Origin of the sequence: Neptuniibacter sp. (assembly GCF_024231755.1) — a bacterium.
Classification (GTDB): domain Bacteria; phylum Pseudomonadota; class Gammaproteobacteria; order Pseudomonadales; family Balneatricaceae; genus Neptuniibacter.
On record NZ_JAAEQH010000309.1, the window covers coordinates 1 to 21,872 of the forward strand.

21 protein-coding genes are annotated in these 21,872 nt (G+C 43.2%); 9 read left to right on the forward strand and 12 right to left on the reverse strand.

From position 1 onward, the window contains the following. The first annotated feature begins 133 nt into the window (after positions 1-133). Both GY843_RS18180 and GY843_RS18185 read left to right on the forward strand, forming a co-directional pair. Complete coding sequence (locus tag GY843_RS18180; protein ID WP_297311741.1) at positions 134-616, forward strand: Lrp/AsnC family transcriptional regulator; 483 nt, start codon at positions 134-136, stop codon at positions 614-616. A 39-nt stretch (positions 617-655) separates the two neighbouring features. Then, entirely contained in the window at positions 656-1,066 is a 411-nt protein-coding gene (locus GY843_RS18185) for a PaaI family thioesterase (protein WP_297311743.1), read from the forward strand. A gap of 2 nt (positions 1,067-1,068) precedes the next feature. On the opposite strand, the gene GY843_RS18190 is transcribed toward GY843_RS18185, so the two are convergent. Further along, the gene (locus tag GY843_RS18190; protein ID WP_297311745.1) at positions 1,069-1,497 is read right to left on the reverse strand and encodes a hypothetical protein; all 429 of its coding nucleotides are present in this window, start codon (positions 1,495-1,497) and stop codon (positions 1,069-1,071) included. A gap of 189 nt (positions 1,498-1,686) precedes the next feature. Here GY843_RS18190 and GY843_RS18195 point away from each other — a divergent pair, with 189 nt between their 5' ends. Continuing rightward, positions 1,687-2,820 (forward strand): beta-ketoacyl-ACP synthase III, encoded by a 1,134-nt coding sequence (locus GY843_RS18195; protein WP_297311747.1) that lies wholly within the window; start codon positions 1,687-1,689, stop codon positions 2,818-2,820. Between the two features lie 25 nt (positions 2,821-2,845). Here GY843_RS18195 and GY843_RS18200 read toward each other — a convergent pair whose 3' ends face one another. The 6 genes from GY843_RS18200 to GY843_RS18225 all read right to left on the reverse strand — a co-directional run bounded on the left by GY843_RS18200 (position 2,846) and on the right by GY843_RS18225 (position 10,614). Further along, on the reverse strand, positions 2,846-4,864 hold the full coding sequence (locus GY843_RS18200; RefSeq protein ID WP_297311748.1) for a diguanylate cyclase: 2,019 nt from the start codon (positions 4,862-4,864) through the stop codon (positions 2,846-2,848). Between the two features lie 198 nt (positions 4,865-5,062). After that, the gene (locus GY843_RS18205; RefSeq protein ID WP_297311750.1) at positions 5,063-6,340 is read right to left on the reverse strand and encodes an HD domain-containing phosphohydrolase; all 1,278 of its coding nucleotides are present in this window, start codon (positions 6,338-6,340) and stop codon (positions 5,063-5,065) included. Positions 6,341-6,418: 78 nt separating this feature from the next. Next, positions 6,419-8,047: an ATP-binding protein gene (locus GY843_RS18210; RefSeq protein ID WP_297311752.1), complete on the reverse strand. Its 1,629-nt coding sequence runs from the start codon at positions 8,045-8,047 to the stop codon at positions 6,419-6,421. 20 nt (positions 8,048-8,067) lie between these two features. Beyond that, positions 8,068-8,886: a phosphate/phosphite/phosphonate ABC transporter substrate-binding protein gene (locus GY843_RS18215; RefSeq protein WP_297311754.1), complete on the reverse strand. Its 819-nt coding sequence runs from the start codon at positions 8,884-8,886 to the stop codon at positions 8,068-8,070. A 10-nt stretch (positions 8,887-8,896) separates the two neighbouring features. Then, positions 8,897-10,003, reverse strand: coding sequence for an HDOD domain-containing protein (locus GY843_RS18220; RefSeq protein ID WP_297311756.1), 1,107 nt, complete (start codon positions 10,001-10,003; stop codon positions 8,897-8,899). Positions 10,004-10,032: 29 nt separating this feature from the next. Beyond that, on the reverse strand, positions 10,033-10,614 hold the full coding sequence (locus GY843_RS18225) for a response regulator (RefSeq protein WP_297311758.1): 582 nt from the start codon (positions 10,612-10,614) through the stop codon (positions 10,033-10,035). 378 nt (positions 10,615-10,992) lie between these two features. Here GY843_RS18225 and GY843_RS18230 point away from each other — a divergent pair, with 378 nt between their 5' ends. The 4 genes from GY843_RS18230 (at position 10,993) to GY843_RS18245 (ending at position 13,555) form a co-directional block, all read left to right on the forward strand. Beyond that, complete coding sequence (locus tag GY843_RS18230; protein WP_297311760.1) at positions 10,993-11,532, forward strand: heme NO-binding domain-containing protein; 540 nt, start codon at positions 10,993-10,995, stop codon at positions 11,530-11,532. Further along, positions 11,529-12,476, forward strand: coding sequence for an ATP-binding protein (locus GY843_RS18235; RefSeq protein ID WP_297311763.1), 948 nt, complete (start codon positions 11,529-11,531; stop codon positions 12,474-12,476). Before GY843_RS18230 ends, GY843_RS18235 begins: the two co-directional genes overlap by 4 nt. 64 nt (positions 12,477-12,540) lie before the next feature. Next, on the forward strand, positions 12,541-12,915 hold the full coding sequence (gene folX / locus GY843_RS18240; RefSeq protein ID WP_297311765.1) for a dihydroneopterin triphosphate 2'-epimerase: 375 nt from the start codon (positions 12,541-12,543) through the stop codon (positions 12,913-12,915). A 127-nt stretch (positions 12,916-13,042) separates the two neighbouring features. After that, positions 13,043-13,555 carry a hypothetical protein gene (locus GY843_RS18245; RefSeq protein WP_297311766.1) on the forward strand — a complete coding sequence of 171 codons (513 nt, stop codon included), beginning with the start codon at positions 13,043-13,045 and terminating at the stop codon, positions 13,553-13,555. A 27-nt stretch (positions 13,556-13,582) separates the two neighbouring features. On the opposite strand, the gene GY843_RS18250 is transcribed toward GY843_RS18245, so the two are convergent. The 4 genes from GY843_RS18250 to GY843_RS18265 all read right to left on the reverse strand — a co-directional run bounded on the left by GY843_RS18250 (position 13,583) and on the right by GY843_RS18265 (position 19,717). Beyond that, positions 13,583-15,943, reverse strand: coding sequence for an EAL domain-containing protein (locus GY843_RS18250; protein ID WP_297311768.1), 2,361 nt, complete (start codon positions 15,941-15,943; stop codon positions 13,583-13,585). A gap of 31 nt (positions 15,944-15,974) precedes the next feature. After that, positions 15,975-16,847 carry a sulfurtransferase gene (locus tag GY843_RS18255; protein WP_297311770.1) on the reverse strand — a complete coding sequence of 291 codons (873 nt, stop codon included), beginning with the start codon at positions 16,845-16,847 and terminating at the stop codon, positions 15,975-15,977. A 296-nt stretch (positions 16,848-17,143) separates the two neighbouring features. Next, positions 17,144-19,084, reverse strand: coding sequence for a M48 family metallopeptidase (locus GY843_RS18260; protein WP_297311772.1), 1,941 nt, complete (start codon positions 19,082-19,084; stop codon positions 17,144-17,146). A gap of 39 nt (positions 19,085-19,123) precedes the next feature. Then, positions 19,124-19,717, reverse strand: a complete 594-nt coding sequence (locus tag GY843_RS18265; protein ID WP_297311773.1) for a LemA family protein — start codon at positions 19,715-19,717, stop codon at positions 19,124-19,126. Between the two features lie 163 nt (positions 19,718-19,880). Here GY843_RS18265 and GY843_RS18270 point away from each other — a divergent pair, with 163 nt between their 5' ends. Further along, a complete protein-coding gene (locus tag GY843_RS18270) occupies positions 19,881-20,810 on the forward strand; it encodes an exopolyphosphatase (RefSeq protein WP_297311775.1) in 930 nt (309 codons plus the stop codon). 48 nt (positions 20,811-20,858) lie between these two features. Here GY843_RS18270 and GY843_RS18275 read toward each other — a convergent pair whose 3' ends face one another. Further along, the gene (locus tag GY843_RS18275) at positions 20,859-21,062 is read right to left on the reverse strand and encodes a 4-oxalocrotonate tautomerase family protein (RefSeq protein WP_297311776.1); all 204 of its coding nucleotides are present in this window, start codon (positions 21,060-21,062) and stop codon (positions 20,859-20,861) included. A gap of 153 nt (positions 21,063-21,215) precedes the next feature. Here GY843_RS18275 and GY843_RS18280 point away from each other — a divergent pair, with 153 nt between their 5' ends. Further along, the gene (locus GY843_RS18280) at positions 21,216-21,839 is read left to right on the forward strand and encodes a DsbA family protein (protein ID WP_297311777.1); all 624 of its coding nucleotides are present in this window, start codon (positions 21,216-21,218) and stop codon (positions 21,837-21,839) included. The last annotated feature ends 33 nt before the right edge of the window (positions 21,840-21,872 follow it).

Below are 21,872 nucleotides of genomic sequence, written 5' to 3' on the forward strand. Positions count from 1 at the left end.
ACCGATGAAGACAAGTTTATAGCGCTTACTGCGCAATTACCGATCTCATTTACCCCAAAAATCACAATTTGCGCAATATAAAAAAAGCAAATAAACTAAAAGCCCAAATAACATTGCTATAAAAACAAAAGTCATGAAAACTTCTATCTCGCTGGACCGGTTTGATCTAAAAATATTGCGTGAGTTGCAGGATAACGGCGAGTTATCCAATCAGGATCTGGCTGAACGGGTTGGTCTTACAGCAGCGCCCTGCTCTAGAAGAGTCAAACAATTGCAGGAATCAGGCGTAATAAGGGACCGGGTCGTCCGACTCAATGAAAAAGCAATAGATTTGAACCTATTTGCCATCTTGCATATCAGCATGGACAAGCATATCCCGGAGCGTTTTGAAGAGTTCGAGAGAACTATCCAATCACTACCCGAAGTGATGGAGTGTTACTTGATTACCGGGCATGATGCCGACTACCAGCTAAAGATCGCTGTCCCGGATATGGATCGTTATCAGGATATCCTGCTTGGTAAGATTACCCGTATCCGCGGGGTAACCGGTGTAAAGTCTGCATTTATTATGCGTAAGATAGTTGATAGTACAGCGATGCCCCTAAATTACGTTTAAGAGAATTACGTAAGGCAGGAATTACGCCAGGAGAGAGTAATGGTTTCAAAATCAGAAATGGCAGAATTTCTGCGTAAAGAGTTCCCCCAAACGAAATGCACAGTAGAGTCGGTTGGTAATCGCTCCTGTGTATTAAGTCATGAAATTGGCTTTGAGGAATTAAGGCCTGGCGGCACAGTATCCGGGCCTGTGCTGATGGCAGTGGCAGATGTTGCTCTCTACGTAGCTATTCTGGGTGAAATCGGATTAGTGGCCCTCGCCGTAACCACCAGCCTGAATATAAATTTCCTGCGAAAGCCCTCTTCAGAAAAGGCAATCATTGCTGAATGCGAACTGCTTAAGGTTGGCAGAACGCTTGTGGTGGGTGAAGTGTATCTCTACTCCGAAGGTGAGCCTGAACCTGTTGCCCATGTCACAGGTACATACTCTTTACCGCCATCCAGAGATTAACGTTACTGACTCCAGATCTCATAGGCACGCAGAAGATCATCTCCACAAAGGTTTTTATCTATTAATTCACTGTAGTTTTCCAATAGATAGCAGAGGAATTCGGCGATAAAAGTCCTTTGTTCCATTGAACAACTATCAAAGTAACTGTTTCCAATTCCGTCCCCCTGCAGATGAAAAAGAAACTGCTCCAAATAGAATTCATTGTCTAAGGTATCCAAAGTTAAACGAATAAAAGCAGGCGTCAGGTAACGCTTACCCTCATCGGAGCAGAAACAAATGGGGTCCCAGCCTGGATTACCCAACTCATCAAGGCCTATAGTTTGAAGTTCAGCAGTCCGAAGAGTCTCATCATGCTCCGCACATTCATCACAATGCTTGTAGTTTGTGAAATGCTCAGGCTTCTCCATCTGAAACAGAAAATTTGCCTGCATTTTCCAATCCCTATTCATTTCCGACTCATCCCCAACGCCTCTGCACATATATGTCACCCAATAACGCCGATTTATGTAACTGGCGCTGTTACCGTTTTAAGACACAATGATTAACTATCAATATCGTTCACAGCTTCCCGTTTCGTTGCTGTCGTTACTCATAAAAACACAAAGCCAAGAGTTTAGTTTATGACAAATAACACCAACTCAGTTGTTATCAGCGGCACCGGCCTCTGGACGCCTGAACATTCAATCAGTAATGAAGAGCTGGTCAGCGCGTATAATGGCTTTGCCGAAAAGTTTAACCGTGAAAATGCAACACAGATACAATCCGGTGAGCTTGCAGCTAAACCTCTCTCCAGTGCAGAATTTATTACTAAAGCTTCAGGTATTGAAAACCGCTACGTTTACCGTAAAGAAGGGATTCTCAATATTGACCGCATGCGGCCCTATATTGAGCCTCGTTCTAACGAAGAGCTATCCCATCAAGCTGAAATGGCAAAAAAAGCAGCGCTCAAAGCACTCGAAGCAGCTAACAAAAAATCTGAAGATGTCGATGCTGTTATTGTTGCCTGCTCTTATACTCAGCGCTCCTACCCTGCCATCGCTATCGAGGTGCAGAATGAGCTGGGTATTCAAGGCGTTGGGTTCGATATGCTGGTCGCCTGTTCTGCTGCAACTTTCGCTCTGCAACGCGCCTACGAGATGATCACAGCTGGAACCGCAGGCTGCGTACTCGTAATCAACCCTGAGCTAACATCCCCCCAGAACAACTGGCGCGACCGGGACAGCCACTTTATTTTTGGCGACGTGGCTACCGCAACAATTCTGGAAACCGCTTCAAGCTGCAATTCGGAACATAGTTATGAAGTTTTAAGTTGCAAAGCTGTGACTCAATTTTCCAACAATATCCGTTCTAACTTCGGTTACCTCTCCTACGCCGAAGACAGCGATCCATTCGGCGCTGATAAATTCTTTATCCAGAATGGACGTAAGGTATTTAAAGAAGTCTGCCCAATGGCTGCGGAGCATATCACCCAGCAACTTCAGGGCTTAGAGATTGAAAACACTCAAGTGAAACGTTGGTGGTTGCATCAGGCCAATATCAATATGAATCTTTTGATCGGTAAAAAACTGCTTGGCCGAAATGCCTCTGCGGAAGAAGCCCCAATTGTTCTTGATCAATACGCGAACACCGCCTCAGCGGGCTCTTTGATTGCGTTTAATTTGAATCATAAGGATATGCAATCAGGTGATACCGGTGTTCTCTGTTCGTTTGGCGCTGGCTACTCGATTGGTAGTCTGGTTTTGCGCAAGCGGTGATTCCCTCATTTGGGTACATGAGCCTTTAATCCCGGAATGCAACTCGATTTCGGCCTGATTCCTTCGCCTCATATAAAGCTTGGTCAGCACGTGAGACAAAATCGTCTTTATTTTCGCCTCTATGAAAAGAAGTTATGCCTAAACTAATTGTTGTTTCAGAGTGGTACGAAAACGCATAGGCTTCAATTTGCTTTCGTAGCCTTTCTGCGAAAGCTTTTGCCATCTCTAGTGGGGTTTTAGGGAGTATAATCATAAATTCTTCTCCCCCCCAACGAGCGATAAAATCAATTTTTCTAACCTGATCTTTGATCTCATTAGTCAGCTCTTTGAGGATAATATCCCCAGCATCATGACCATAGTGGTCATTCACTTCTTTAAAATGATCAATGTCTAGCATTAGCAAACTTAAAGGCTCTTCATAGCGATTTGCTCTAGCCATCTCATCAATGAGTTTTGATTCAAAGCTTCTTCTATTCGAAACTTCCGTTAATGGGTCTGTAGAAGCAAGCTCTTTCAACTCCTTTTCTGCCTCTAATCGTGCTTGCCTGTCCCAGCGTCCAACAATGATTTGACCAAGCGCATCAACAACAGGAGCGAGGTCATTAAGTATGCTCTCGTCATAGCCCCCGTTTCTATTTGCTAAACCAATTTCACCGACAAGCCTTTCACCAAAGAAGACAGGGATTCCAATAAATGAAGTTAGTTCCGGATGGCCTTTTGGTAACCCTGAGCTTCTGTCATCATTTACAGGGTCATTCGATATGACTGTATTACCGTGAGTTATTGCCCTGCCAAACAGGTTATCTAACTTTTTAAATTCTATTCCATTATCAAAAAAACTCTCGTAAAGGCGGTTCGTTTCTTCGTTCCAGGAGAGATTACTAATGGCATAAACCTTCAAGTATTTAGATCCAGTCTGATCGTATTGCACTTCTCCAATAAAGCCATACTCGCTATCTGTTAAAGACTTGAGGCTTTCAAGTAATTCAGGAAATAAGGCTAAAGCAGCAGTCTCTTTAATAAAGTCTTCTCTAAGGCTATCGATAGTGCTTAAGATTTGATTACGTTTGGCAAGTTCAGCTGTGCGTAGCTCAACTTTTTCCTCAAGTTCTGCATTTAGAAATTTAAGCTTTGTTTCTGCTTGGCTTCGAATAACAGTTTCTTGCCTGAGCTGCCTATTGATTTTTCGCAGACTGAAATTACGCCACACAAATGTAATTACAAGAAGGAGGACGACCACAACCGATAAAAGCATAATTACCCGCTGAGAGCTCCAGTAAGGTGCTGGTGCGGCATACCATTTTCCGTATATATCCTTATAGTCTTCAGATTGAATGAATTGAGATATGGCATCATCAAACCTGTTGAGCAACTCTGTATGACCTTTAGGAAAAGCCATTCCTCGTTTAATTTCCGCTAAAGGCGGTTCTATAGGGGAGATACGGTGTTCTAACCCTGCTTCCCGAGCTAGAAGCCATACAACTGGCGCAGGATAAGCTGCAGCATCTATTCTGCCACTAATCAGCTCTACCAAAAGGTTAGAAAAATCAGGATAGGTTTTAGTTTTGTAATTTCGCTGATGTAAAAATCGAATGGCTGCATTTCTCTCAACCACACCGATAACAGTATCTTTCAAATCGCCGAGTGTCTTTGCACTCCCACTGTTCTTACGAACAAATACAGAGATAGCAAACGTTTCAATAGGTTGAGAAAAGTCAGAATATTCACGTCGTAGACCTGTTATCCCATTATTCGGAATAAGGTTTACCTCACCTGTTCGAAGAGCTTTCGATAAATCTCCCCACGAACCGTAAACCTTATAATCCACACTCACATTCGCAATCTTTGAGATAGCATTCATGGAGTCAATCGCAAACCCTTGCGGTCGACCATTCTCATCAAGTGAGTATTGAGGAGGAAAGTTACTGACGACTCCGGCAGTTACGTTCAGACTGTTGTGAACAGAATCTCCAGTAGTTTCTGCTTTGACAAAAGAAGGTAAGGCAAGAAGAAATAACAAAGTACAACAATATATTCTTCCCATCTTTACTCCCTCTATAAGATGCGAACCGAAAAATTACCGGATAAAACCAGAGTAACTATGCGAAAACAACAACTATATTAGACAACTTTAATGGTTTCATAAAGTATTCGCCTACTACTAAATCTTTTAGGTTATGGTTATACACAATCACTGCGAAATTGATTCAACCCAAACCTCAATATAGACCTAGAGCACCTCTTATTGGGTGACATAGATTTTAAAGAGTTCCTGTAGATTAAACTCCATATCACGAATACGTTCGATTGCTGCTGCATCAATTATCTGATCAGCACTGAGCAGCAAGATACCTTCATCACTGATCAGATCGCGACTCAGCATCATACCGGCTTTGAGTTCATGGCTTTTGATACAGCAATCGTTATAGATCTCTTTTTCCTGAGCCAGTTCTTCAAGAGCTTTACCCAAAATCGTCACGACATTCTGATTGTAACGTTCTGCCGCAGTCTCGCTGAGGTACTTAAGCGCCTCCGAAGAGCTATAGTGTCGTTCATCGTATAGTCCATTAATCAACTCCACATAATCATTTACAACACAGAGTATCTGGGCCCGGTATTTTATATCATCAGCCTTACTTCCTTTTGGATAGCCTGAGCCATCCAGATACTCTTTATGCTGAAGAATAACCTGCCCTGCCTCATACAACGGTTTTACCAACAAACAGGCGGCATGAGCCATAACGGGATGTTGCTGATATTCGCGTTGTTGCTCAGGATTCATCTGTACATAAGACTCTTTCAGGAGAGTATCGGGAAAACTGACTTTACCGATATGGCGTAACTGCCAAGCATAGAAGAGCTGCTTTAACTCTTTCCCCTCTACCCCGGTTTTGGAGGCAACAGCGACCATAAGCTTGTTGAGTTGTTGGTTTTCGCCAGAAGCTTTAATCCCCAAGCGACGTGCAGAAAGAGCAGAAAACATCCGCACCACCGAACGATAGCTGCCTTTCAGATGTTCATTAGCTACTTTAAGCTGTTCGGTCCGTTCCTGTACCTTGCTTTCCAGGGATTGATTCAGCCGTTCTAACTCAGCATTTTTTTCCTGTGTTTCGGCCTGCAGGCGGGAATTTTCCTGTCTTAACGCAGCGACCTCAAAGCCTTTTTTCACAACTTTAACGACTTCTTCATCCTGCCAGGGTTTAAGCATAAAGCGGCTTATCTGACCGCGGTTAATCGCATCAATCGTTGCCTGCGCATCAGAATAGCCAGTAATCACAATACGTTCGGTCTCAGGGTAATCTTTTGCCACCTGCTCAAGAAAACACTCCCCGCCCATTTCTGGCATGCGCATATCACTGATGACCACATCCACAGGTTGGGTTTTAAGGTTCTCCAGAGCTTCAAGAGGAGACAAGGACACCAACACCTGACATTTTAGAGGTTTCAGTAGGCGCTTAAGCGAATTAAGTATGCCTTGTTCGTCATCCACAATAAGAACAGTGTTATCTGTATATTCCATTTACCACCTCTTGATCCTGTTATTGTTATTTTGATAATCCCAAGTTGTCTTATTGACTCTTGATTTACTATGACCTTACTAATCGGGCTGAGTAACTACCGGCAGCGTAATAGTAAATTCGGTCCCCTTTCCTACTTCACTGCTGACTTCAATATTACCTTTATGCTCATCAACAATAATTCCATAAGATATTGCCAAGCCTAGTCCTGTTCCTTCACCAACTGATTTCGTCGTAAAAAATGGATCAAACAACTTATCCATCTGATGTTCATCAATGCCACAACCTGTGTCCTGAATGCAGATTTTAATCTGATCGTCCATGCATTCAGTTGTGATAGTAATCGTGCCTTTATCTTCGATTGAGTGCCCAGCATTAAGTAATAAATTCAACAGAACCTGCTTAATCTGTCCTGGAGCACAGTAAATATCAGGCAGTTCACCGAGCTCAGTCACCAACTCACAATGATATTTAAGTTCGTTATTGACTACTTTTAACGTGGTTTCAATACACGCATTAATATCTGCCATATGGAAGTTTTCAGACTGATCCACATGAGAGAACTCTTTTAATCCCTTAACGATCTCTTTAACACGGTTCGTTCCCTCTTTTGTATCATTCATCAGCTCTTCGATGTCTTCCGACATAAACTCGAGGTCAACTTCCTGCTCAAGCCCCTGAATCTCCTCAAGCAGTTGCTTACGCTCTTGAGAACTGTCTGCAGCTGCCAGCTTTTGATAGCTCTCTAACAATTTACGGTAATTTTGCACGTAGAGTTCAAGCGTACTGATATTACTTATCACGAAACCCATAGGGTTATTTATTTCATGGGCCACACCTGCAGCTAAAATACCGACAGACGCCATTTTCTCTGAGTGTACAAGCTGCGCTTGAGTCTCTTTAATCTCTCTGTTTGCTTGCTCTAACTGGCTATTTTTTTCCTGTAATTGCTGTGTACGTTTCTCAACCCGCTGTTCAAGTGATTGATTTAGCTTTCGTAGTTCCAGCTCAAACTCGTCCCTTCTGGCGCTCACCTCTTTGAGGTTTCCGGCCATAGAATTGAACGCTTTGGCAACATCTGCCACTTCATCATGACCAGACACCGGCACTTCAATATCTAACCGTCCTCTGGAAATAGACTTCGCGGCTTTAGTCAAAACGTTAAGTTGCTTGGTCAGGTAAGTACCTAGAATAAGCGAGAAGAGTGCTACTAATGCCATTTCTAGTGCAGCTATCGTCGCGCTTTTCTGTTTCGCTTCATTGATCGTCTCAGTCAGACTATTGATATCAATACCAAGCTCAACACGGCCATATGTTTTTCCCCCCTCACTGATTTCAGCAAAGGTATCAAATACGCCATCCGTAATTTGCTCTACATCCTTGTCTGCTTGAAACACTAGGCCTAACACCGATGCTTCACCTGCCTGAGCAAAAACGGTTCCCTGTGGGCCTAATACTCGGGCATATACGAGATCCGGGTTTTTCATCACCTCGGTGACAAACGCCTCTAAAGACGCCAAGTCATAACTCAGCACAGCGTCTTTAGTGGTCGTTGCAAACAGGGTTGCAGTCGTAGAAGCTCGTTTAGTTAATCCCTCATAGTTGGTTGAACGCAGGTAATCCAGCGTCATTGAAACCAACAAAAGCAGTAATAAAGCCTCAATGGTTGCTATACCCAGAATTGTTTTAAGCCTAAGTGACATTCTCATGTCTGGTTTCCATACACAGATTACTGCAGCAGATGTTGCAACAGTTTAATATTCAAGCCACGCACATCATCCCAATCTTTATTTTTCGCAGTTTCAATGCCCTTAAAATTGATTGTTTTCAGTAGCGCTTGTCCCTGCTCATCTTCATTCATCGATAGTAATGCTTGTTGTAGCTTTTCTTTCACGCCCTGGCTCACTCTTGGATGAACTGCAATTGCATGGGGGGTATATGCTGGCGTAGTCCACAAGATTCTTAAGTTCTCACGAGCTTCAGTCGCTGTATTATTGAATGTTCTCATAACCCCACCACCAGCCGGGAACAACCCCCGCGAGACGGTTAGATAGACTGAATCATGTGAAGAAACATATTTAGGGGTGATATTAATTCCATCTTTCTCCATTTTGGCCCGAGGTAAAACACTGGCGGCAAAAGCTGCTGGAGACGGGAATGACAATGTTTGTCCATTTAACTCAGTTAAAGACTGGATCGGACTATCCTTATGCACCACCACAATACCTTTTATACGTTTATCTCGCTGTTTAGCTATCGCATCATAACCAGGCTTTTGCTGGAAAACCGTATAATGGTACGGATTCATATATGCCATATCATATTCGCCAGCCAACAACCGTTTCTCAAAGGTGGGAATATCCTGTGCTGTACTAAACAATACTTCGACCCCTGCTTTCTCACTGAGATAGCTACTGATAGGCGTCCAAAGCCTCGCTAATTTCTTCGCTGACTGTTGCGGTACAATCCCGAATGTAATTGTTTCTGCCTGTGCTGTAACAGTCGCGAAAAAACCTAATAGCATTACGCATAATATCTTTTTCATCATAAGCACCTTTTTATATTTGTTGCAGGAACGCCTGTACTTTGGTGTGTCTCAAATCACTTTCGGGTAGAAAATTAAGCGTATCAGTTACCCCCTTTTCATCATCTAAGGCTAATGCCACACGTAAAAATGGGAGGAGCAATGATTCATCAATGTATTCGTTATCATTCTGGTATAAAACAGCGTTTACGAGCTCGGTTTCAAAGCCCCAAAGCTTCAGTAAATAAGCTCCAATAATATGGCTGATATCCGGATCATCAATTTCAGGGGCTAAAGCACCTACATTATGTAATAACCCTGTTATATACAACTTATCTAATATCTGTTTTGGCACATCAGCAAACCTGGCCATCGTGAGCATTTTTTCCGATATTTTTTCGGACTGCGCAAGCAAAGCTCTATGCGCTTGCTGGTCAAGCTCACTCTCTTCAAACAAACCAATACTGAGGACCATCTGGGAAAGCAGATCATTACCCAGTCGAACCACGGCTTCCTGAATACTCTGTGCCGGCGAAGAAAAACCAAAAAATGAGGAATTGGAGACCTGAAGAACTTTACTCAAAATAGCTGTATCACGACTTATGATCTCTGCAATTTTCTTAACATCAGGCTGATCAGTACTTCGCAAATAATCTACCAAACACTGATAAACTTCAGGCAAAACTGGGAGCGTTTTTATATCTCCCAACACTTGACGGCTTTTCGCAGATACTGGAAGGGAATATAAACAATATGTGCGTTCTAAAATCTCAATCAAATCATCAATATCAAACGGTTTAGCCAGAAGCAGATGTGAGACCTCTGTCGCTCCCAACGCAGATTCTCCGCTGGTATCTCCACTCAATAGAATCCGAACGGCTTCAGGCAAACGCTCTCTGACCTGAGCGAGAAAGTCCAGGCCATCCATTTCTGACATGCGCTTATCACTGACCACAATCCATGGCGAGAATTGGTCCAGTTGATCTAAAGCTTGCAGAGGTGATTGGTGAAACTGAATCTCCCAGTCTCGACGACGTAAACGTAACCCACGCTTCAAAGAACGCAATACGCCAACCTCATCATCTACAAAAAGCACTTTCGCCTGGTTCATCTCTATTTCGTCCTGAAATTTCAAATTCATTTGTTCTAGTTATCGATACGGTGCAGCTGTTAACTACCGACTTTCCGCTGACCCAATGCAAGAATCGTTTCAATCGCGGCTAGTAACTCAGAATTAGCAAATGGCTTCTGCAACACAGCGTCTGCACCACACTCAATTGCCCGCTCAAGGTCACGTTCATCAAGCGCTGAAATCACCAAAATTTTAGTATCAGATATCCCTGGGGCCTGACGTACAAACCTGATCACATCATATCCATCTAAACCAGGCATGCTTAAATCCAGTGTCATCAAAGCAGGCCGCTCTTTCATAAGCTTGCTTCCTGCAGAGAAACCATCATTAGCTTCAATAGCTTCGTACCCTGCACCCCGTAACACTCGATTGATAGCCTTCGTTACTTGAACTTCATCGTCAACAATCAATACTCTGTTTAGGGCGGCATGTTGGAATTGCTCCGGGATAGGCATACCGTGCTTGCGCATAAAAGCGACAAAGTCTTTCTCTGTAACGCGATTATTTCCCCTACCAGGCAATTTAAAAGCTTGTAACTCACCACGTTCAATCCAACGGATGACCGTTCTGAGATTGACATCACAAACCTTCGCTATATCACCTGTAGTTAACGTTTTCATAACAGCACCACAATACTTCTACTTAATAAATCTTAAGGATATATGACTACACCATACACAAAAAATACAAATGTCACAAATGTCGCATGTATAACAAATTTAAACTTCCGAAACTCATAATTAATGCGACATTTGCGACACATATGAATTTCGTCTACTCTAAACATGAGCATTTTGGCTATCGATGATCAGGGATCTCACCTGAAGATATAAGTAGAAAATAAGCCGTACCTAAAGAGTGCCTGAAACCAACTCCATAAATTTGATCCAGCGATCAAAAGCCAAAGATGGTGCCTTTTCGGCTCACTAAAGAGTGAATTAAGTTTTTAAATTTTTTCATATACTGAGAATTGTTTTGAAGCAACAGAGGTGCAAGTCGTGAAAGGAGTCATTTTCAATGTATTAGAAGAGATGGTCGTAGAGCATCTAGGCATGGCTCATTGGAATAAAATTCTGGAACAAAGCTGCCCTGATAATCATTTCCATACAGCCGGTGATAGCTACCCGGATAGTGAGCTTTTTACGCTTGTAGAACACGTATCCACTGAGCTGGATAAACCCATCGAGGAAGTTGTTGGTGCTTTTGGTGAATATCTCTTTGCAAAGCTGGCTGAACGCTACCCTATCTTTGTAGATTCCGAGCAAGATCTTAAATCTTTTCTTAAAAGTGTAGATTCTGTGATCCATATGGAAGTTAAGAAACTTTATGACAGCCCGAATCTACCCCAATTCACATATTCAGAACCCGATAATAATCATTTAGTTATGCAATACCGCTCCCCTAGAAAGCTTTGTATACTGGCTGAAGGACTGATCCGTGGAGCGGCTATGCATTACCAGGAACAGGTTGAGATAAGTCACCCTGTATGCATACATAAAGGGGCTGATCACTGTGATTTGATCATTAGGTTTAAATGATGAGCAAAGAAAAAGATCCATACGAAGTCGCCTATAAACGAGAAAGAGATGCTCGGCTGCATGCCGAGAAATTGCTGGAAGATAAAGCACGAGAACTTTATCTTAAAAACCAACAGCTTGAAGAGAGCTTTAGCCAACTCAAAAAACAGCAAGCAATTATGCTAAATCATGAGAAGCTAGCGACGCTGGGTACACTATCTGCTGGTATCGCCCACGAAATAAACAACCCCCTTGCCTTTGTCAGCAGCAATATAGAGTCATTACAGCTTTACCTGAAATCCTATGACCGTTTGTATCAGCACTGCAAACAGATTCTAGATAAACTACCGGAATCAGCACAGCTACAACTTTCAGAGCTCTTAAAAAACGAAGATTTAGAATACATTACAGACGATATTCCTGAACTGGTTGCCGACACTAATGAAGGGTTAAAACGAGTTACTGAGATTATTCTCAACCTACGTAGCTTTGCTCGAACTCAGACCTCTGACCGATGTTCAAGCGATTTGGTTGCAGGAATAGAGAGCACACTAAAACTTCTAAACAGTGAATTAAAAGGCCATGTTTGTATCAGGAAAAACTTAGACCCTATCCCTGAAATCACTTGTAACCCTAATGAGCTAAATCAGGTATTTCTCAATCTGATCATCAATGCAAAACACGCAACCCAGGAAATTAGCAATCCCACAATAACCCTATCCACCCGAGTTGAAGGTCAAAATGTAATTGTGGAGATTTCCGATAACGGTTGTGGAATGAGCGAAGAGCTACAGAAAGAGGTTTTTGTTCCTTTTTTTACAACAAAACCGGTTGGTAAAGGAACCGGAATGGGCTTAGCCATCGTATACAGCATAATACAGGACCATCAGGGCGAAATTCTGATATCCAGTGAAGAGAATCAAGGCACTACATTTACAATTAAGCTACCGATTGACAGCATCTAACATTCGTCTTCGGAATTTATTACTTCTGGCAGCCCAAAACCAGGCACTCAAGGGAACAATTTTTATGTCGCTCAGCAACGCTATTATTAACATCACCAACCTTCGCCTTCGTACCTATATTGGTTTCAACCCAGAAGAGATGGAGAAACAGCAGGATGTGGTCATTAATATTGAGATCCAATACCCTGCTACACCAGCTTTTGCTGACGATGATGTGGAAAAAGCACTCAACTACAAAGTCATCACCAAAGAGGTGATAAAACACGTGGAAGAAGGACGTTTTTTACTGTTGGAAAAGCTGGTTTCTGATGTTCTGGAGATATGCAGTAAACACCCCAGCACGGTGTATGCAAAAGTGACTATAGATAAGCCTCATGCACTGCGTTTTGCAGATTCTGTATCCCTCTCACTGGTGTGGCAAAAGGATCAACAGCAGTAAGCTGCCACCTTTCTATGAATTATTTTCAGCTCTAGAAACACTCCGGTTTCTTGCATTCCCTCTAACTAGGTCTAACCTACTCCCTAAGAAACGCACCAGGATGTGGCATAATTACAGGGAGTAGCATATGGATATCAACCAATTTAACCGTCGAATCAGGGAAGTCGTGATCGACACCAACCTTCCCGGCTGGGTCTCAGCCAATGACAAACACGAATACTGCCGCGAGCTTATCGGACTTCAGGGTGAGCACGAAGTCGTCATCAATATTCTAACTGAGGTGGTTGACGAACTACTGCGACGTAAAGCTGAAGATAAATATGCTATTTATAGAACAGGCTCCGGGGTTTCTATCCTGGAAAACGGACATTGCATTCCCGCTACAGTAATAGAAAACAAAAATGACCACACATTAGTTGTACAACTTGATTCGGTATTTGAAGATGGAAGTTTTAAACCTAATCCGGAAGGGGATACGGTCATATTTCAACGCGCGCACGATCATGTCTACATTCATCTTGAAGGAAGGAAACTAAGCCGTCTGGTTATGGGAAAACGTTATGTAGATTACTCAATTGAGCACATTGAGGAGGAATTAAAGATTTTATCTCATGCACCCCGCTCTCGCTTAGCCAGCTGAACATGACAATACTTGGAATTGTTGCATTTATTCAGGTAGAAACAACATCTCAACGGGTGTCGGGCGGGAGAAATAATATCCCTGGAAACGTTTACAACCAAACGATTTTAGAAGGTTAAGCTGCTCCTCTGTTTCTACCCCTTCAGCGATCACCTCCAAACTAAAGGCCTCACTCATGTGTAGAATGCTTTTTATAATGGCAAGGTCACCCTGATTAGAAGACATCCCTTTAACAAAAGCCTGATCAATTTTGACCTGATCAAATGGCAGCTCTCTCAGGTACTGCAGTGATGAGTATCCCGTACCAAAGTCATCCAGTGCGAGATGTATGCCTAACTCCCTCAACTGGACCATCTTAGATTTTACTTTTTCAGGATCATCCACCAACAGAGACTCTGTCAGCTCAAACTTTAGCCCTCTGGCATCAACCTGACTTTGAGATATACATCGGGCCACATCTGTTACGAACTCATCCTGCATGAACTGTTTGGGGCTTATGTTTACCGCCAGGTGCCAGTTTTTTGTTACCTCCTCTTGCTGCCAAGAAGCAAGTTGTTTACAAGCAGTTTGAATTACCCACATGCCAACTGACACAATCTCGCCAGTCTTTTCCGCAAGAGGGATAAAATCCAGAGGAGATATAAGCCCACGTTCTGGGTGGTTCCAGCGTATTAATCCCTCAACACCTTTAATACACCCTTCGATATCATGTTGCGGCTGATAGTATAGTTCGAACTGTCGTTGCTCTCTTGCAAGTAATAGCTGTGTATACAAATCGAGATGTGCAAGAGAAGCGTGTTCATTTTTCTGATCAAAAAACGCAATACTTCTACCGGACTGCTTAGCACTGTGGAGAGCACTATCCGCTTGTTTCAGAATAACTAACGCATCAGCACAATCTCCTTGATAGAGAGTGATACCAATTACAGGAATAGTACTGATGGTTATGCCTTGTATTCGATATGGATGACTTAATACGGCAATCAAGGACTCCGCTAGCAGCTTACTTTGAATAGATGCCTGATCACTCTCTTGTTCCATACATGGATACCACATAGCAAATTCATCAGCACCGATTCTGGCAATCAGTGCACTCTCTTTGAATTCACTACTAATCCGTTCTGCAACCTGCTGTAGAAGTTCATCACCACAGGTATGCCCATAGGCATCATTAATCAGTTTAAAATCTTTAAAATCAAAACAGACCAAAGCTCCCCATCCATTCAGATCAGATCTATCGAGATGCTGCTCTATCCGACGTGTTAGACGATCACGATTACTCAGGCCAGTAAGGGTGTCAAAATTCTCAAGGTATTCAAGTTTTGCTTCCGATTCTTTCTGCAGAGTAAGGTCCTGAAACGAAGCTACGTAGTAGATTACGGTATCAGTATCATCCAGCACCGCTTGAATCGTAAGATATTCTGGGTAGATAGTACCGTCTTTATGACGATTGCGGATCTCACCGCTCCACCGATGATGTTCAGCCAGAGTGTGATACATATTCTGGTAAAACGCTTTACTCTCAAGACCGGAGTTAAGCATGCCAGGAGTTTTACCGATAGCCTCTTCAGGGGTATAGCCGGTTATTTCAGTAAACGCTTTATTAACTTTGAGGATGACATTACCAGCATTCGTAATAACCATACCACTTTGTATTTCAAAGGCTACAGCGGCCAGCTTCTGTGCTTCCTGCGCAGACTCAATCCTCTCCAGCATGGTATTAACTTCGTCATACAAGGTACCAAATTCGTTTTGCTCTGTTGTATTAACACGTTCACGTAAAGCATCCAGATAAGTAATCTTTTCCAGAAAAGAAACCAAATAGAGAATGGGCTGGGTAAACCTTCTTGCATAGATTATGGCAAGCAGATAAGAGGCTAAAAACAGGAACATTGCCATCAAAAGCAACGCGATTGCATCACGTTGCACCATCTCTTTTAAAGTAAGGACCCTGACATTTAGAGCAGCATAACCCAAGTGATTGTCCTGATAGACAGCATCAATAAATAAGCTGGCAACATTACCTTCCACTTTGATGTTCCGCTTATCTTGTGATGGTAAAGGTGAAACCTTAAAACTCGCTTCATCCTTGCTGTACTGATAAACAGGATCTTCAGTAAGGTTGTACAGTACCATCGAATTCAGATTGGGGAACGACTTTAGACTGGAAGTAATATCTGCCGCTGCAGCAACATCATTCAGCAGGATTATCTTTGCAACATCTTGACCTATGATGTTACTCACGGTCTCAGCCACCTCCAGCACACGCTGATACTGATGACCAAGGCTCCATGCTAGAAAACTGGAATAACCGGTAATTCCGATCAAAGAGGTAACAACCAGAATAATCCCTATCAGTCGTTTTTTGATCGAGCCTTTATTTCTCAATGCCTTACCACACCTTTGCTTGAGGTATGCACTACATGCTTTTAGCTGAAGGGTTTTCTATTGGCACGACAGGGTCGTTACCCCACTCTTTCCAGGAACCATCATAGATAGATGCCTTATAACCTAGTTTTTGTAAAACGATATAATTGAGAGCAGATTCCGCTCCACCCTGACAGTACAGAATGACCTCTTTGTCTTTTGGAATGTCTTTGTAAAGGGCAGCTAATTCATCCCAATTCTTCATTTTGGCGCCTTCATCCGTCACCTGAAAGTTATCAGTACACGGATAGTTTTTAGCGGTTGGGATATGACCAAAGCGTTTAGCGATAGAGTTTTTACCTAAATAATGGTCATTAGCACGGCCATCAATGATGGTTTCTTTACCAATAGCCATCAATGTACTTAGTTTGGTTTGAATCTGATCGTTATCAACACGAGGAACAAAGGTTTTGGCTGTAACAACCGTATCTTCTTTAGAATTCGGTAGGTTTTCCTGCAGATAACTACCGTAAGCATATTCCAAAATACCGACATTCTGGTGACCAAGAACTTCAAGAATCCAATAGGCACGTGCTGCCCAGAAGAAATCTCCATTATCGTAAGTCACAACAAGGCTATTGTTGTCGATACCCGCTTTACTGAATAAGTTCTGCAGGTGATCAAGCTTGGGTAATAACCAGGTTTCCTGATCAAACAGGTTAGCCAGACCAGGAATATTCACCGCACCTTCTACATGCCCTTGTTTGAACTCTTCATATTCTCTTATATCAAGAATAACCAAGCGTTCATCCGTGAGACGTTCCTTAACCCAATCTACAGAAACGATGTTTGGTACTTCTTTCTCAGAAGAGGCCATCACGTTAAACGACAATATGAGAATTAAAATGGAGATTAAGCGATTCAAGGGGGTACCGTTGTCTGATCAGAAAGAGCAATTTTTTGGGTTAAACTGCATCTCCATCGCAACAACTTACGTCACCAAACCGGTCAGTTTGTACTAAACTCGCCTGTTCAATGACATTGCCAAATTCAGATTCCTTCCGGCACCCACCAATGTATCAGGCAAGTTTTAATGAAAAACCCTCCTCTTACAAGGGATAAACGTTGACCTGTCTCATGAATCACGAAAGTTTTGTCAGAATTAAGTTTCTGACAACAGAACTTTAAAATTGGGTATTAGAAGATTGGGAGAGTAACTGCTCAAGCCGTACCCTGCTCAAAAATAGGAATAGGGCTATCCATCACAGCGGCAATGCTGGAAACCATCTCTTTCTCTTCTACAGTTATCTTCCCATCCTGAGCAATACAGTTTCTGAAACCACTCAACAGCCGGGGTTTCAAAATGGGATAAGCATTGCCTAGTGCATGCACTGACTGGATAAAACGTTCCAGTTCACACTCCTCAAATGGGAGAATACTGATGTTATATAAACCAGCAGAAGAAGCGCCACGATTAAATGCCCGTTCAGCATCTTCCGGCGTCTCATGACCATGATGAGCCAACAGTGACAACACCAACTGATACTCATCACTGACCTGCCCCACCTCTTTAAATTTTGGTTTACGCTTTTTATCCGGTTCAAACTCACCTGCCAGATAGTGCCTGACTAATTGGAATAAACACCACTCAAACAGATCTGTTTTTCGGTCCGCGCGGATAAGCAGCATCAACGTCCGTTTAAAGACCTTATACTGTTCAATCGACATACACTTCAAAGCAGGTAAAAGCAGCTCAATCAGAGGTAAGCGGGAAGCTTTAGATAAGCGCTGAATATCTGCCTGCATATCATTTACAAAGCGATCAACTCCAGAGATCCCGCTTTGTGAAATGATCTTCATCTGTGTTTTTAACAGTTGCTCATCCCGATGCAGGAGCAACGCATAACAGAGTGCAATCGCTCCCAACGGATCATGAGCCTGTTCATGAAGTAGAGCCGGGATACCATCGATCTCATCTCGGAGTTGATCAAGGCTGGTATCTTGTGAAAACAGCTTCTCAGCATCAACCCCCGCCGCTACAGCAGCCCCTGTTAAAACGGTCTGGGTAAATACTTCCCTCTTTTTCTCCCGCTCTTGTTGATCAGATTGCTGCTTCTTGAGACGAGTGGCACTGCCGCGATGAAGGTAATTTCCATCCCAATCCGGATCTACTTTCAGGATTCTATCCACCAGCGGGGGATGAGTTGCCAACATATCTCCCATTTTGCGGATTGCCTGACCAAAAAACATATGGCTCATCTCACTCCGATGGGAGTTAGTAATCTCAGTCCCCTGGGTGTAACCGCCTATCAGTTTCAGCGCATTAGCTATGCCGTCGGGATTTCGGGTAAATTGAACCGCACTGGCATCAGCCAGATACTCACGCTGCCGGCTCACCGCAGCTTTGATAAGATTTCCAAAGAAAGTACCAAGCCAACCTATGAGCATTAGTGCAAAACCCAGTGCTGCAACACGACCACCGGAACGCCGGTGGCCAGAACCCCGGAGCATCATTTCTCCCACTAGCCCAATAAATACGATGCCATGGAGCAGAGCCATTAAACGTAAGTTGAGGCGCATATCACCATTCAGGATATGACTGAACTCATGCGCAATTACTCCCTGAAGCTCATCCCGCTTGAAATGTTGAATACAGCCTTTTGTAACGCCTATCACAGCATCAGCAGGTGTATTCCCTGCGGCAAAAGCATTGATGCCCAGTTCATATTCCATAAGGTAAACAGCAGGCACCGGCATACCTGAGGCTAATGCCATCTCTTCGATAACATTCAATATCTGTTTTTCATCACTATCCTCAGTATTGGGATAGATCCGGCGCCCACCTAAAGATTCAGCAACGGCTTTCCCCCCAGAAGAGAGCTGAAACCATTTGTAGAGAATCGCACAGAGTACTGCACCTCCCACTCCTAAGCTGATCAATAGAAAAGTTTTCCAGGAAAACAGCGATGAGATGGTACTTTGATCAGTCTGGGAGATAACACTGAGGCCACGCTGCATCGTGTCCTCCTGAGTCATAAACCAGACGGTGAGACCAATCAGAAGGTTGGTTAAGAGAATCAGACTTAAGACAGCCAGAACAAACAAAATCACTAGCCATCCGGTGTTACGGCGGGCTTTGTCCTGTTGGGAAAAGAAATCCATATCAGTGTTTTACCTTTATGCAGCTCCTGAAATTGGTTATCAGAAGCTGACTTTTGGCGCTGCCTGAATCTGAGCGCTATCTTCAAACTCCAATAAGCAAGCATCAACAGGATGGCCAAACATTGCTGCGAAAAATACAGGGGGGAATGACTGGCGATAGGTATTGTAAGCAGTAACAGCATCGTTGAAAGCCTGACGCGAAAATGCCACACGGTTCTCAGTCGTAGTCAGCTCTTCTGATAGCTGCATCATATTTTCGTTAGCTTTCAGGTCCGGATAATCTTCCATCACTATATTCATCCGTCCCAAAGCACTTTGTAAGGCATTTTCAGCGCCGGACAACTGCTGCATTGCATCCGTGCTTAAAGTTGCAGCAGCACCTTTCAGCAGAGCTGAAGCTTCATTACGCGCCTGTATTACCGCTTCTAGCGTTTCACGCTCATGAGCCATATAACCTTTGGCTGTTTCAACCAGATTAGGGATCAGGTCGTAGCGTCTTTTAAGCTGGACTTCTATTTGTGAAAAGGCGTTCTGGTGACGATTCTTCAGTGCCACTAGTTTGTTATAGATACTGACCACATAAAAAACAGCACCTAGCACGATTACCAGAAAAACAATTGTACCCACGTCCATCGTCTAACTCCTTGATATGTTTGTCTCGACTATAAATCAGATTCAAAAGTCAGTGTAGTTAATCAAATCTATATTTCTCAGTTTTTTATCTACTCGCGCTGCGAGAGCAGAAATGTTTGTGCTAAGTTAAAAAGATCAAAACCAGAAACTAGAGTGAGACAGAATGGATAACAAGAAATTTCGCCTGGTAACCCGAAGCGACTTTGATGGCTTAGTGTGTGCCGTTTTACTTAAGCACCTTGATCTGATTGATGATATTAAATTCGTGCACCCTAAAGATATGCAGGATGGCAAGATCGATATCACAGATCGGGATATCACGACCAACCTCCCTTATGTGGATGGGGTTCACCTTTGCTTCGATCACCACCTTTCTGAAACCATTCGTAACGAAAAACGCGACAACCATGTCATTCTGCCGGATGTTCCTTCAGCCGCGCGTGTAGTGTGGCAACATTATGGAGGCCATAGCGCGTTTCCAGAAAGCTGGGACGAGATGATGGAAGCGGTTGATAAAGGGGATTCCGCGCAATTCAGTAAGGAAGAGGTGTTGAATGCAGAAGGTTGGGTGCTACTTAACTTCCTGATGGACGCCCGAACAGGACTAGGACGCTTCCGTGAGTTCCGTATCTCCAACTATGCACTGATGATGGACCTGATCGATTACTGCAAAAACCATTCAATCGATGAGATTCTGGCCCTGCCTGATGTTAAGGAGCGTGTTGAGCTATACACAGAGCAGGAAGCGAAGTTTAAGGAACAGATAATACGCTGCTCAACTGTGCACAACAATCTGGTTGTACTGGACTTGCGTAACGAAGAAACCATCTGGGCAGGCAACCGTTTTATGATCTATGCCCTATACCCGGAATGTAATATTTCAATTCATGTTATGTGGGGGCTCAAACAGCAAAACACCGTATTTGCGACAGGCAAATCCATTTTTGACCGTAACTCGAAAACGAATGTGGGTGAGTTAATGCTGAAATATGGCGGCGGTGGACATCAGGCTGCCGGGACTTGCCAGGTTGAAAACTCTGCAGCAGAAAATTCTCTGCAAGAGCTAATCACTCAAATCAACCAGGATGGTTAACCCATATACCTAAAAAAAGCCTGACATTTCTGTCAGGCTTTTTTTCAATTATTTTCCCTGCTTACGCCTCTCCGTAATTACTTCACCGGCAACACCCCAGTTGTCAGTATTTACCTCATCAATTACAACCACAGTAGTTGCAGGATTTTTGTTGAGAACATCAACCAGTAGCTGTGTGGCTCCCTCAATCAGCTGTTTTTTCTGTTCAGCAGTCACACCTTCATCGGTAATTTTAATATTTACGTATGGCATACCCGGTTCCTTTCAACTCAGTTCTTTAAGCCTGTAACAGGCCATAAAACAGTATGAGATTCATAGAAAAAAATATATTCGTACTTTGAACTATTTCCTTAGCCAAAGATCATAAGCGATACTTCTGAATAATCATTCATTAAAGGGTATTTGATGATGGCCCAGTTCATTTATGTCGCAGACCCCATGTGCAGTTGGTGTTGGGCCTTCAGGTCAGTTACCGAGAAACTCAAAGAGCGGCATCCAGACCTTAAATGGCAGTACATTATGGGAGGTCTTGCCCCTGATTCAGACCTGCCTATGCCCGAAAAGATGCAGCAGGGTATTCAATCGATCTGGCATCAGATTGAGGAAACCACTGGAACCCAATTCAATTACGAGTTCTGGAGCCAAAACACACCTCGACGCAGTACTTACCCATCCTGCCGTGCTGTTATTACGGCAGAAGAGATCGCTCCGGGATCAGCTGACAAAATGATCACTGCAATTCAAAAGGCTTACTATTTGAATGCGCAAAACCCTTCAGATTTGTCTACTCTGACAGCGCTTGCAGAATCACTGGACATTGATAGCACACTATTCAGTGAACAAATACGTAGTGCTGAGGTAGAACAAAAACTACAGCAACATCTGAACTTTGCTCAACAATTAGGTGCACAAGGCTTCCCTTCTTTATATCTGCGAATCAATGAACAAGTTGTTCCTTTAGCGCTGGGCTATACACAGATAAATAAAATAGAGGAAAGGTTGGAAAATATACTTGAAGGGATTTCTTAGCAGAGGGATGCGAAGCAGGTGAATTAAATTGAG

Excerpts from the sequence above, each read along its gene's own strand:
- GY843_RS18180 (WP_297311741.1), top strand. The coding sequence starts at position 134 with ATGAAAACTTCTATCTCGCTGGACCGGTTTGATCTAAAAATATTGCGT.
- GY843_RS18185 (WP_297311743.1), top strand. The coding sequence starts at position 656 with ATGGTTTCAAAATCAGAAATGGCAGAATTTCTGCGTAAAGAGTTCCCC.
- GY843_RS18190 (WP_297311745.1), bottom strand. The coding sequence starts at position 1,497 with ATGCAGGCAAATTTTCTGTTTCAGATGGAGAAGCCTGAGCATTTCACA.
- GY843_RS18195 (WP_297311747.1), top strand. The coding sequence starts at position 1,687 with ATGACAAATAACACCAACTCAGTTGTTATCAGCGGCACCGGCCTCTGG.
- GY843_RS18200 (WP_297311748.1), bottom strand. The coding sequence starts at position 4,864 with ATGGGAAGAATATATTGTTGTACTTTGTTATTTCTTCTTGCCTTACCT.
- GY843_RS18205 (WP_297311750.1), bottom strand. The coding sequence starts at position 6,340 with ATGGAATATACAGATAACACTGTTCTTATTGTGGATGACGAACAAGGC.
- GY843_RS18210 (WP_297311752.1), bottom strand. The coding sequence starts at position 8,047 with ATGAGAATGTCACTTAGGCTTAAAACAATTCTGGGTATAGCAACCATT.
- GY843_RS18215 (WP_297311754.1), bottom strand. The coding sequence starts at position 8,886 with ATGATGAAAAAGATATTATGCGTAATGCTATTAGGTTTTTTCGCGACT.
- GY843_RS18220 (WP_297311756.1), bottom strand. The coding sequence starts at position 10,003 with ATGAATTTGAAATTTCAGGACGAAATAGAGATGAACCAGGCGAAAGTG.
- GY843_RS18225 (WP_297311758.1), bottom strand. The coding sequence starts at position 10,614 with ATGAAAACGTTAACTACAGGTGATATAGCGAAGGTTTGTGATGTCAAT.
- GY843_RS18235 (WP_297311763.1), top strand. The coding sequence starts at position 11,529 with ATGATGAGCAAAGAAAAAGATCCATACGAAGTCGCCTATAAACGAGAA.
- folX (WP_297311765.1), top strand. The coding sequence starts at position 12,541 with ATGTCGCTCAGCAACGCTATTATTAACATCACCAACCTTCGCCTTCGT.
- GY843_RS18245 (WP_297311766.1), top strand. The coding sequence starts at position 13,043 with ATGGATATCAACCAATTTAACCGTCGAATCAGGGAAGTCGTGATCGAC.
- GY843_RS18260 (WP_297311772.1), bottom strand. The coding sequence starts at position 19,084 with ATGGATTTCTTTTCCCAACAGGACAAAGCCCGCCGTAACACCGGATGG.
- GY843_RS18265 (WP_297311773.1), bottom strand. The coding sequence starts at position 19,717 with ATGGACGTGGGTACAATTGTTTTTCTGGTAATCGTGCTAGGTGCTGTT.
- GY843_RS18270 (WP_297311775.1), top strand. The coding sequence starts at position 19,881 with ATGGATAACAAGAAATTTCGCCTGGTAACCCGAAGCGACTTTGATGGC.
- GY843_RS18275 (WP_297311776.1), bottom strand. The coding sequence starts at position 21,062 with ATGCCATACGTAAATATTAAAATTACCGATGAAGGTGTGACTGCTGAA.
- GY843_RS18280 (WP_297311777.1), top strand. The coding sequence starts at position 21,216 with ATGATGGCCCAGTTCATTTATGTCGCAGACCCCATGTGCAGTTGGTGT.